We start from the raw sequence: 12627 nt of genomic DNA on the forward strand, positions 1-12627 counted from the left end.
ATTTTCGCTACTATTCTCTTTTTCTTAAATTCCATTGATTATCCAATCAACAAAGTCTTTATTTGTATATATAAACTTGCCTCCGTGAAAAAGGTCTGACACCCTTATTATTTATTCAAGAACATGCCAATCATAAATACTATGAAAAACGAAAAAATTACAAGATGGAAGAAAAGGAAATATATACTCTCAGAAAAATGAATATCGATACTAGTTAGTAAGCTGTTCTACTGTAATCCCAGAGCAAAATGATTGCGAACATCGACAATGCTCAAAGTCTGTGAATAACTCCTTAATGTTACATCTTCTGCACACAATTTCCTCATAATTGAATTTTTATTCAACTACTATTTTCGCTACTATTCTCTTTTTCTTAAATTCCATTGATTATCCAATCAACAAAGTCTTTATTTGTATATATAAGCTTGCCTCCGTGAAAAAGGTCTGACACCCTTATTAGTAAGTCTTTCAATCATCTTTTCCGAATGTTTTCTAACGTTTAAAATCTACGCTACGCTATCTAAAGTTGTCGAGCAATACAATATAATAAGAATTAATTTTCGATAACTTAAGAATAGGAGAAAAGATGCGTGCTCCAAGATTAATTTATGTTGGTGGAGTCTACCATGTTGTCGCACGATGTAATAATCGCCAATATTTTTTCAACGACAATGAAGACTTTGATCTCTACCTCGCAATGTTAAACAAAGCGCGAGATAAGTACGATGTAAGTATTCATGGATTCTGTATTACAAGTAACCATATTCATTTGATTCTAGGTACACCACGAAACAAGAACTTATCTCTATTTATGCAGTATAGCCAAGGTCATTTTGCAAAAGCATACAATAAGAAACATCGAAAAACAGGGCATTTTTGGACAGGAAGATACCATTCAACTATCATAGAATCAGAAGAATACTACATGAACTGCCTGTTTTACGTTGAATTAAATATGACGAGAAACGGCGTAACTAAACATCCTAAAGATTGGAAATACTCTAGTTATAGACAACATGCATATGGAAAAGGTATTTTAAAAATAGATTACCATGAGCAATATTTACAGCTAGGTTCTTCACCTAAACAAAGACAAAAAAAATACCGTCAAATAATGCAATCAGCTATGGAAGAAAAAGGCTTACTGAAAAAACAACAGCCACTCACTTATGGCATCATATACGGCTCAAAGCAATTTGTACAAAATATTATTCAAGAACATGCTAAACATAAATACTATGAAAAACGAAAAAATTACAAGACGGAAGAAAACGAAATATATACTCTCAGAAAAATGAATATCGATACTAGTTAGCAAGCTGTTCTACTGTAATCCCAGAGCAAAATGATTGCGAACATCGACAATGCTCAAAGTCTGTGAATAATTCCTTAATGTTACATCTTCTGCACACAATTTCCTTATAATTGAATTTTTATTCAACTACTATTTTCGCTACTATTCTCTTTTTCTTAAATTCCATTGATTATCCAATCAACAAAGTCTTTATTTGTATATATAAGCTTGCCTCCGTGAAAAAGGTCTGACACCCTTATTGATTACCATGAGCAATATTTACAGCTAGGTTCTTCACCTAAACAAAGACAAAAAAAATACCGTCAAATAATGCAATCAGCTATGGAAGAAAAAGGCTTACTGAAAAAACAACAGCCACTCACTTATGGCATCATATACGGCTCAAAGCAATTTGTACAAAATATTATTCAAGAACATGCTAAACATAAATACTATGAAAAACGAAAAAATTACAAGACGGAAGAAAACGAAATATATACTCTCAGAAAAATGAATATCGATACTAGTTAGCAAGCTGTTCTACTGTAATCCCAGAGCAAAATGATTGCGAACATCGACAATGCTCAAAGTCTGTGAATAATTCCTTAATGTTACATCTTCTGCACACAATTTCCTTATAATTGAATTTTTATTCAACTACTATTTTCGCTACTATTCTCTTTTTCTTAAATTCCATTGATTATCCAATCAACAAAGTCTTTATTTGTATATATAAGCTTGCCTCCGTGAAAAAGGTCTGACACCCTTATTAAATTTATTTGTATATATAAGCTTGCCTCCGTGAAAAAGGTCTGACACCCTTATTAGATCCCCAAATGGCTAAGGGGTGTGATTGCACATATGGAACTTTGATATGTGATCTGAAAAGTAGAAAACCAATAGCAGTAATAAGTAATCGCGATAGCGAAACGCTAGAAAAATGGTTAGAAAAATACCTAAACATCGGGATTGTTTGTAGAGATCGATCACTTGCATATGCAAAAGCTATCAATAACAAATGCCCTAAAGCTATCCAGATAGCAGATCGTTTTCATTTGGTTCACAACTTGTTAGAAGCAAGTAGGGAGTACGTTAAGAAAAATTTAGCGAGTAAAATTGAAATTGCGACAGAGACAAAGACCACAAAAGTTAAAAGGGCACAAACTAAAACTAAGACAATAAAAATCAAGAAACCTAAAACTCAAAAGCATAAAAGAAAACTCGTCGAAAAAGTGAAAAAACTTCACAAACAAGGAATGGGAATCAAGCAAATTAGTCGTACAACTACTCTAGCCAAGTTGGACACAGAAATTGCATCAAGCTATATTCTGTCTGTCCCTAAGCCAAATAGAATGAATATATACCGTAACGAAATAGAAAGATATCTACACCTTGGTAAGAACGGCTCAAACCCCAACTCCTAAAAAATAGAGACATAACCATAGATTTATGCTAGGATAACCTCAAAGTTAAACAACCAGGGGTACCGCCAGGATTCGTGCAAAATCCTACCAGATCCCCTACAAGTTAATAAATGAAATGGTTTATGGCCCAACCCCCAACCACTAGAAGGAGCGCTTATGTATAATATTGGGAAATACAAAATAGGTACATTTTTACTAATAATTGCTTTGCTTGCCACCACAATTGAGGCTAAAAGCAAAGAACGCAAAACGTGGAATAAAGCAAAAAAGAAAGCCGAAAAACAATTCAAAGAATTTCACTCTACGGTTAGCAAAAGTGTAAAGAAAAAGAAGGACAGGAAACAACTTCTTAAAGAGTGCGGACTCAAATCTAATAAGTTAAGTAAACACATAAAATTCGATCTAGATTTTGGGCCAACTCTAGACACTCTTGCAAATCTAAAAGACAAACTTAGAAAGGCGAAAAAAGAAAGACTAGGTATGAAAAAAGAAGACCTAGAAAAGCTTTTAGAAGCTAAAAAACTAAAGAATGAATTCAATGATTTTCTTGTAAAAGAACTTTCGCAAGAAAATATACTTTTCTACCTAGAAAGTAAGAAAAAAAAAGGCCCATATCTCTATGAAAAATATGTTAGTAACGAAGCAGAACTAATAATTAATCTTCCCCATACAACAAGACAACAATGGGATAACATTGCTCAAAACGACCAATGGAAAAGCGACGATTACAAAAAAGCACTCGAAACAGCCCAAAAAGACATATTTAAACTAATGTACACCGACTCATACACCCGTTTTTTATCAAAATACAGCGGAGCCAAAAAAGTAAAATCTTTAGAAAAAGAAATTAAAACAACAAAGAAAGATCTACGAAAGATAATAAAGAAATACAAAAAGAAAATTGAAGATCTAGACGAAGAAGTACAAGAAGGATTCACTTGGCTGATAGAAAATAGGGTTTCAATAGACGTGTTAGAATTCGATCAAACTCTAATCGAAACACTAGATGAAATAAGGCTTGTAGTAAAAAAATAAGTAATATACCAAACTACTAAGGTGCTAAATTAACCAACCAGCCACGCATAATACCTGCTGGTTCCATTAGCACTACTTGGGTCGAATGCAATAACTATTTTTGCGTCTCCTGCTGGACTACCAACTACAGGTAAAGCGAAATCGCTAATTTCACCTGCTCCAGAGTCCTGCCAATATCCATACCAGCTATATCATAACGACTGTATTAACCGGTCACAGGGTCCACTAGCTGGTCGTACTCAACAAAAAATTCACTGTTAACACCTTCGCTCGAAGCGTTAAATACGTCAAAAATAGCCATGTGGTTACGTGGTTACGTATATTGCTACAGACCTTGTTACCAGCCACACCGGCACCTATACGGCATATAGACGTAGCGTAGTTAGAAATACTGCAGGTCGTAAGCTGTATGGCTGAAGTGATTGAGCCCCGTTAATACGCTTTGCGGCAGGTATCAATAGAAATTACTGTACTATAAAAATGTTGTCTAGCAAATCGAAAATCGCCGTTTTATAGACACTTAAATCTGTCTTAAAAATGATTCATTAGGTATAGTTATTAGCGTACATTTCTGCACGGATTCAAACCTCTTAATCCGTTTTTCAACAAAACCTCAATACATTACGTATACACGTAGATCGAACTTCTATAAATCATTTAGAAAGGCAGATGAAAATGCTAAAAATGTTGGAAATGTTTCTACATCATGTTCTCTCGCGTGAAATAGAGTCAAGACCGCGACTCAATACAGCTTTAACCCTTATGAGCATAGCTCTATTTGTTTATTTTTGTTTTTATTACATGTAACAACAGTTGATATGATATCTTCAGTAAATAAGTATATGTTTTCGCTTTGAAGTATAACTGTGTTAGGCGTCTGAAGCTCAATGATGCAATTTTGTACCCAGTTGTTAAGATCGTTTTTTGTTGTTATAGTATGATTGCAAAAAATCATTGGCATGACTGTTTTGCCCGAAGTGTTATGAAAAAGAAATATAATGATGACATGCCCTACTAAATTTTGCTTTCTAAAAAAAGCAAAGAGCGTTGTCCGAACCAACTATAAGGTTCGCCGTCTATAATCGCACAAGAGAATCCTAATTGTTTTAAATCGTCTTTTTTGCGGTGAAAAGGGAACGGTTCTGTGGAGCATAGTAATAGTGTTGTTTCGCGGTCAAATGATTCGATATCTATTTGCGGATATTTTTCGTTGTTACTCCAGTGATAATCTGAAAACCCTAAGTGATTGAATACGGAGCCAATGAAGGTATTTTTTGATACGCACATCCATGGATCTCGCCAAATTAAGTATACAAATTGTTGGCATGTTTTCTTTAAAGGCGTTATCCATTCTTTAATACCCGGGATTTTATCTAGGGGTTGTTTTGGTGTGTTTTGTTGGGCAATTTTGTGCCAGCGTTTGCTGTAATCAAGCAGTTTTTCATTTTGTAAGTGTTGTGATAGTGTGGTTAAAAAAGGTGCGATATCTTTTATTTCGCAAATATGACTAACTAAGTTTTTAAGAATACTTTTTTCGGCCATCTCTAAAGTATTTTCTTCGCGATCAAGTAATAAAAAATTGGCTTTTAGGTCTTTTGTTTTTTCCCAAGAAATCGATTTAGTGCCACCAACAATCGGAATTGATTTTACTTTATCATCAGGATGTAAGCAAAAACGCGTACGGCCTACAACTTCAACTCCTGCGTGTAATAGAGTTTCAGTCCACGAAGGAACCATTGAGATGATTCTCGTCATATTTAACCTTTATATTTTCCAAATTTGCGATACTTCACTCGTTAGTAGGACGGTACAAGACCGCCCTACGTTATATTGTGTTACTTATTTTGTAACAACATAATCGATTTTACCAGCAGAAAAGCCTTTGATACCTTTTGGTCCTCTTATCGTTGTTGTTAAGAGAAAAAGTCCTGTTGACTTTATTGGTTTGTGCTTTACAAGGTAAGTTTCTCCGCGCTTTACTGATTTTTTGAACAATACAATTTCTTTTGTTTTACCATTTGCATTGATAGCAGCGATTTTAACAATTATGCGTCCTGTTGCTTGCGCAACAAATGTCGCTGAATTAAAATTACCGCGAAGATTTAACTCTTTCATTCCAACGTATGGGCTTGATCCACCTGCTTTTGATTCTTGCACAGCAAGGCTTAAGTTACCATAAGGCTTTTTAGGGCCATTTCCTGGTTTTTTTCCGCCTTTTATGACAGCATAAGAAAGGCTACCAGCGTTGATATTTCCAGATCCTTTTGCGTTACGGATTGTCGTACTAACAACGAAAATTCCATTGGAATTTATGAAAGGGTGATTCAGTATATATGTTTGACCTCTTTTTACAGGTTTATTAAAAACGGTGATGTCTTTTGTAGAACCGTTGGCATTAACTGCAGAAACTTTAATACTCACATTTCCGTTTTTACTTGCTGTATATGTTGCTGCGTAAAAAGAACCTTTATGATTGATGTTTGCTGCACCTACATAATAGCCATTTTTTACTTTTTGCCCTTTTATAGGCAAATTACCGTAAGGTTTTTTTCCTGCGCGTTCTGTTGTTGCTTTCTTTGTACAATCAACATCACAAACGATGCTAACCATTGCGTTAGAAAAAGCATATGCTTTGGCTGTTATTTCTATAGAATCTTTGGCATTAACAGTTTCATTAATAACCTGTTTCCCTACTTGAACATCAAGAAGCTCTTTTACTTTTTCGCCGATAATAATGGTTATATCTACGCGACCTATTTTTTCTTGAGAGAAAAAAACGTTTATGGAATTGATTTGAGTTATTTGATTGTTTTCATTACTCGGAACAATACCTTGGTAAACGCAGTCGGTACTTCCTTTTTCGAAGGACGCGTAGTATACTAAAGTATCGTTTTCTGCAGTAATAAAAAAGCAACTAAACATGATGAATATTAATAGAAAATTCTTCATCGTTATCTCCAAAATAAACTAATATAACAATTTCAATTAGGTTCCCCTAATCACATTCTCATGTGTTTTAAAACAAATATTTATAAGATCATAAAACGAGATGAGAAGATTCTTTATTATATCATAAGAGAACAGAGTGTGTCTAGAGGTAGGTAATTTATGAGGATGTAATGGACAGCGGTGTTAATAATAACTACTGCCCATTACATTTTACTATTGTTAAGTTGTGACAACTAAAGGTGTAATTTCTTGTACTTATGGACGAGTTCTTCCAAATCTTTGTCTTTTGCACCTTCTATTCCTCGAATTATCTCCATACGTTCATTGTAACGTTTGAGTGCTTCATTGGTTTTAAAGAAAATGTCTTGTTGAGAAATGGAAATAACTCCTGTATCGTCTCCGATGAGCCAGTCACCAGGTTTGATGAAAACTTCGCCTATTTTTAATGGGCAATTTCCACTAAAACTAGAATCTTGATTTTTGGTAATAATAGGAGTAATAGAGCTTGTGTAGCAAGGCAAGCCTTTCTCGCGAATCTTGTTTACATCTTTGATACTTCCGTAAACAACAACGCCAACAAGTTCCTTTTTAATCGCAATTTCTGTTGCCATTTGTCCCCAAACAGCAGAACCACGACCACCAGCATCAATTACTAATATACAGTGCGATTCCATTTTCATTAGAAAGTCGAGAACTGCTAATTCGGCACCAGGCCAAACTTTTAAAGTAGCAGCCTTCCCTGCGATTTTTGTATATTTTTGTACAGGGTATACACTTTCTAAAAAACATGGTTTATCACTCACTTCGCAAAAATCACTAGGAGATACTTGTTCTAATAATTGCAAAAGTTGTTCTTCGTGTAAAGATACTGGATCTTTTGGGAAGGTTCTTTTTGCATTAGATAGTATTTTTAATATTGATTTTACTGCTTCTTGAATGCTTTTTTCTTTAGCATCAGAGAAGCGGATACCAATAACCGATGCTCCAAGTGAGATAGCTTCAACAATATCATCCTCTTCTTCAACACCTTGCACTCCAATAGGAGTAGTTAATATTGATGTTGTTTTTTGCAGTAGTGCAAAAGAAGGTTGTTGTAAGGATAGCATTATGGTGTCAAAACCATCAGGAATATTTTTATTAATATGCCTTCTAGGGTGAACAACATCGCGAAAATCAAGAATAACATTCACGCTATGCTCTTTGGCCACTTCTAAACTTTGTTGCCAAATTTGAGGAGATACATTACCAGAAATTGTTACGCTATTTGCTCCAGCATCAGCTACGGCCTTTATTTCCGATTCAACATTAGATTGAACTTTCATATCAGCAACTAATGTTACTTCAGGAAAACGCTCACGCAATACTTTGATGCTTGTTAGACCAGTGCTCTTTAATAAAGTAGAACCGATCTCAATTATATCTACGCCAGCAGAAACGCTTTGTTCTGCGCAGAAAATAGCATTCTCTAGATGTAAAAACTCTAGTGATACGGATAGCTTTGGTTTCATAAGAAAAAAATACGCTCCGTTAAAAAATCAGAAATTTACCCTATTGTAATAAACACAGAGTAATATATAATTTCTCTGTTTTTAGCTTAACACAATAATAGAGTATTGTCAGGGCAAAAATTTTAGTACGTTATTGATTGTTCTTTTTTGAATAGGACAATCGAGCTTTATAAATATAAGGTTGTAATAACTTCTTTGAAATACCCAGCTCGATCGCTTTTTCGAAATCGTTAATTGCTTTTTTGTAGTTTTTATACTTGAAATGAGCATGACCCCGGTTGTAGTAAGCTATGTTAGATTTCGGAAAATATAATATCATATTGCTGAAATCACTAATTGCTTGTTTGTATTTTTTTTGCAAAGCATACAACATACCGCGATTATTATGTGCTTTTGAATTACTGGGATCTAAATTGATTGATATCGTTAGGTTTTTTTCTGCTAAGGAATATTTTTTTTGCTGTTGGTATAAACTTCCTAAATTATAATGCGCGATAGAGGCTGAGGAATTGTTTATTTTTTTTCTATTTTTAATAAAATGAATGAGGTCTTTTTCTGCTTTTTTTACTTCATTTTTTTTAGCATAAACTAGGCCTCGTTCTGCGTATGCGGAAACCATGCTGGGTTGTAAGGTAATGGCTTTTGTTAGATATTTTTTTGCAAGATCATACTTTTTTTGAATGCGGTACACACATCCTAAATGATAATAACTACGTGCCTTTGGACCTATTTTTGAAGCAAATACAAAATCTTTAATAGCTTGTGAGTAGTTTTTTAAAACTTTATGTGCAAGACCTCTTCGAATATATGCATTTACGAAATTACTGTCTATCGAAATTATTTCGTTTGCTAGTTCTATCATTTGTTCACATTCCTTATTCGAAGCGTGTTTGTTTATTTTATTCATCAAACTTGTTATCTTGTTTTGTTGTGTTGTCTGGTTCAGGTTTATTATCAACATTAAAATGAAAATAGTACTAACAATAAGTATAGGTAACTTGTAGCGTTCATAAAGTTCTTTACTGCGATATAAAGGATTATTAACGCTTAGTCGCGAATGGTTGTTTTTTTCTAATAAAGACAAATCCTTCGATAGCTCTCTAGCACTATTATAACGATATTTTTTCTTTTTCTTAAGAGCGCGAAAACAAACTCTTTGAATATCATAATCTACACCTTTCATTGGTAATGGTTTTTTATATATCACTTCGTGCATCATTGAAAGAGCGCTTTCTGATTTTACCGCTGGTTCTCCGCACAAAATTTCATAAAAAATAGCGCCTAGAGCATATACGTCGGACTGTTCATCTATCTTTCTAGTGTAACCTTGTGCTTGTTCAGGTGACATATATTTTGGAGTGCCAATTACATCTCCTGATTTTGTAATAGATTTTCGAGAGATATTAGTTAACTTAGCTAGGCCAAAATCCATAATGCGTGGTTCACCACATACGTCCATGATGATATTTGAAGGTTTTAAATCACGATGTAGAATTTTTTGTTTATGTGCGTAGGCAATTGTATCTACAATTTTTTTCATAAGTGTAATTTTATTTTTAACATTAATGTCATTTTTTAAAAGATAATCTTTGAGAGTTTTTCCCTCTATGTACTCAAGAACCATACACGGCACTTTGTTTTGTAAGAAAACACTAAATATTTTTACTATGTTAGGATGGTTTAATGCGGCTGTAGCAAGTATTTCGCGCTCGAATCGTTTTAGGTTTATGTTTGTAGTACTTAATATGACTTTTATAGCAACTACTCTATTTAACTGTCTGTCGTGCGCTTGATAGACAGCGCCCATGCCACCGCGTCCTAGTTCTTTAATCATATCGTAATTTGATTGTGGAAATTTGACATCTTGAAGTGTTTTTGCCATGGAAGGCGGTTGTCGTTTGTGCATTTTGTAGCTCGCTTTAGTCCATTTATAGTGGATTTTACATTAAATTACTCAATGATGTGAGACATTCAGTGGGTGTAGTTCCCCACTGAATGTCTCACTTAACAAATTGCAACTAAGATTTGCTAGAGTTTTTATAGAAATAAGCGTCGCATTTTTCTACATCTTCATTCATTACTTTTTCTAAACGCAAACGAATTTTTTCTAATTCCTCTCGATTTGCATCTTTAGGGACGTATATCGGTTCGCTGTGGATAACATATATTTTTGTAAAGGGTTTTGGAATAAGATGGCGATCCCAGGATTTTAGCACCCATGCACTTTTGCATCCCCACATTTCAGAAAGAAGAGGAGCTCCTGTTTTTTGGGCGATTAAAACGGCACCTATTTTCACTTTGCGATTCGGTCCTGTTGGGCCATCAACGAGTATTCCTGCTGATTCTCCTTGATCGACCATATCGATTAGTTTTTCCATTGCATTTTTCCCACCCTTATCGATATTTTTTTTTCGCGTAGAACCACGAACATATTTAAAACCAAGTAAGCGGGCTATACTAGCGGCCCACTCACCATCTTTACTTGCAGAAATCATCATTGTAACATGAAGACTACCAAAGAAATGAAAGTGATAAAACATACGTTGGTGCCATGTACAAAAAACCGCACGTCCATCATGTTTTTTTAAAATCGCCTTGCGGTCACCTTGAACGTGGACAACGCGATATGTTAAACAAAGTAACTTCATCAGACCTGCAACAATCGGCGGAATAATAGTTAAAAGTATTTTTTCCCACCAGGGAATGTGTAAAGTTTTTTTCATTGTATAGCCACGAAATTAAATAATTGGAATGTGTCGATATTTATTCAAATGGATCAATGAATATGTAAGCGCCCAAATACCTTGGATATTTATGTGAGTTATAAAATCATTTAGTTTCGCGCTTCCTTTCTTATGGAATATGTTGCTGTAGTAAAATATAATGTTAAGGCATTTTCTTATCGAGGAGTTGTACAACATCCTGATAGAAATCCTTAATGTTAGCAAAATTTTAGTCGTTAAACACGCGATTTTCGTACAATTTTTTTTGTAAAAAGGACTTTTCTATGTCGAGATATTTTGCGATGGCTTTATTCATAGTGATGGTTGGTATTGTTGCCCAAGAGGACGAAAAAAAAACGCTAAAAGAATTACAAAAATCTAATAAAGAGTTAAATAAGCAGTTACAAATACAGAATAAATTAATACAAAAATTACAAGCGCAATTTTCTCAGCTAGAAAAAAAAGTTGAGTTATTAACAAAGAAAAATAAGCCTATTTCTGCCAAAGAAAAAAAAGAATTACAAGGAAAAATAGCCACCCATCAAAAGGCCGTTGCTGAACTAGAAAAGAAATTAAAGGTTCTCAATCAAAATTATACTCAGTTTTTTATTCAGCACAGTATACTTGAGTCTTTTTGCAAAAATTTAAAGGACAGTGATCCTCAAAAGCAAATAAATCTTTTTTTAAAAAAAAATAGTATTGCTTACACTTTAGAAGAAGAAAAAAAACTAAGTGAATTGTTTGTATCAAAGTTTAACTATAAATTTTCAATAAGAGATATTAATCTTCTCGGTCGAATAGTACAAGATTTCGAGCGCATAAACACTGCTATATCTCGAATAAATGCAAAAGGAAATAGTAAACAAATAGATATAGAAATTTCGTTTCTTAAAATAGATTTTCCTTATATTGAAAAAGTATTGAAAGAAACGAAATCTCTTATTTCGAATATCAAATCAACAAAAGATATGCAAAATACGATTAAAAAAGCACAGTTTTCTTTTTCAGCGTCATCTTTGGAAAGAGTTATCAATATTTTTGACATAACTAGGAAACTTCCTATTTCAGTTGTCACACAACTAAGAATTGTCCCACTAGAAACACCTAACAATGTAAAGCAAGCAAAAAAAGTAAAACCTAAAGCTAAATTGCAAAGAAAACCTAAGATTAGTTTTACAAGCATTGAAAAAGGACGAGAAAAACTAAAAAATCTTATGTTAAGAAAAGATGTCTTACAAAAAGAATTGCAAAATACTACTCATAGTATCAAAAAACTAGAAATCACCGAAAAAATATATAAACAGCTAAAAGGTTATCAAGCAAATACTGCAAAAAGGCTTAATCAATTTATTGCCACGATACAGGAAAAACCTATAGTTTTAAGTTCTCTTGATATTCTTTGTGTAGAGCCAAGCCGTCAAAAACAGGATATTACTTACAAATGGACAAGCAGTTTTTTCTATTTCGCAACTTCTCTGGAACCTGCGGTTGCATTTATTGACCAACTCACTTTTTTAGATTTTAGCTACAAAAAACCTCTACATTTTAAAAAAAGTATGTTAGTCGGGCGTAAAGGTTATCGTTTTTCGCTGCAATTATTTCCTAAAACGCAAAAACAAAACGGTATAAGCTCTAATTAAATTAGGGAACACAAGTTGTCATCACGCATATGAGCCTTATATTTCTTGGATGTA

At 33.8% G+C, this 12627-nt stretch carries 10 protein-coding genes; 5 read left to right on the forward strand and 5 right to left on the reverse strand.

Translation table 11 applies throughout. The features are described from left to right. Positions 1-586: 586 nt before the first annotated feature. From UABHE_RS31730 to UABHE_RS31745, 4 genes are all read left to right on the forward strand, one after another. Positions 587-1315, forward strand: a complete 729-nt coding sequence (locus UABHE_RS31730) for a transposase (protein ID WP_372367448.1) — start codon at positions 587-589, stop codon at positions 1313-1315. A 321-nt stretch (positions 1316-1636) separates the two neighbouring features. After that, positions 1637-1825, forward strand: a complete 189-nt coding sequence (locus UABHE_RS31735) for a hypothetical protein (RefSeq protein ID WP_372367449.1) — start codon at positions 1637-1639, stop codon at positions 1823-1825. Positions 1826-2130: 305 nt separating this feature from the next. Continuing rightward, entirely contained in the window at positions 2131-2718 is a 588-nt protein-coding gene (locus tag UABHE_RS31740) for a transposase (protein WP_372367450.1), read from the forward strand. Between the two features lie 156 nt (positions 2719-2874). Continuing rightward, positions 2875-3753 (forward strand): regulator of G-protein signaling domain-containing protein, encoded by an 879-nt coding sequence (locus tag UABHE_RS31745; RefSeq protein WP_372367451.1) that lies wholly within the window; start codon positions 2875-2877, stop codon positions 3751-3753. Positions 3754-4767: 1014 nt separating this feature from the next. Here the strand turns inward: UABHE_RS31745 and UABHE_RS31750 are convergent. The 5 genes from UABHE_RS31750 to UABHE_RS31770 all read right to left on the reverse strand — a co-directional run bounded on the left by UABHE_RS31750 (position 4768) and on the right by UABHE_RS31770 (position 10933). After that, entirely contained in the window at positions 4768-5508 is a 741-nt protein-coding gene (locus UABHE_RS31750; RefSeq protein ID WP_372367452.1) for a helical backbone metal receptor, read from the reverse strand. A gap of 84 nt (positions 5509-5592) precedes the next feature. Then, positions 5593-6702, reverse strand: a complete 1110-nt coding sequence (locus tag UABHE_RS31755) for a hypothetical protein (RefSeq protein ID WP_372367453.1) — start codon at positions 6700-6702, stop codon at positions 5593-5595. A 233-nt stretch (positions 6703-6935) separates the two neighbouring features. Next, complete coding sequence (locus UABHE_RS31760; RefSeq protein WP_372367454.1) at positions 6936-8210, reverse strand: orotidine 5'-phosphate decarboxylase / HUMPS family protein; 1275 nt, start codon at positions 8208-8210, stop codon at positions 6936-6938. A 130-nt stretch (positions 8211-8340) separates the two neighbouring features. Further along, on the reverse strand, positions 8341-10116 hold the full coding sequence (locus UABHE_RS31765; RefSeq protein ID WP_372367455.1) for a protein kinase: 1776 nt from the start codon (positions 10114-10116) through the stop codon (positions 8341-8343). Between the two features lie 112 nt (positions 10117-10228). Then, the gene (locus tag UABHE_RS31770; protein WP_372367456.1) at positions 10229-10933 is read right to left on the reverse strand and encodes a lysophospholipid acyltransferase family protein; all 705 of its coding nucleotides are present in this window, start codon (positions 10931-10933) and stop codon (positions 10229-10231) included. A 284-nt stretch (positions 10934-11217) separates the two neighbouring features. On the opposite strand from UABHE_RS31770, the gene UABHE_RS31775 reads away from it, so the two are divergent. After that, entirely contained in the window at positions 11218-12573 is a 1356-nt protein-coding gene (locus UABHE_RS31775; RefSeq protein ID WP_372367457.1) for a hypothetical protein, read from the forward strand. Positions 12574-12627: the final 54 nt, after the last annotated feature.

This window comes from Candidatus Uabimicrobium helgolandensis, from assembly GCF_041508025.1.
GTDB lineage: Bacteria > Planctomycetota > Uabimicrobiia > Uabimicrobiales > Uabimicrobiaceae > Uabimicrobium > Uabimicrobium helgolandensis.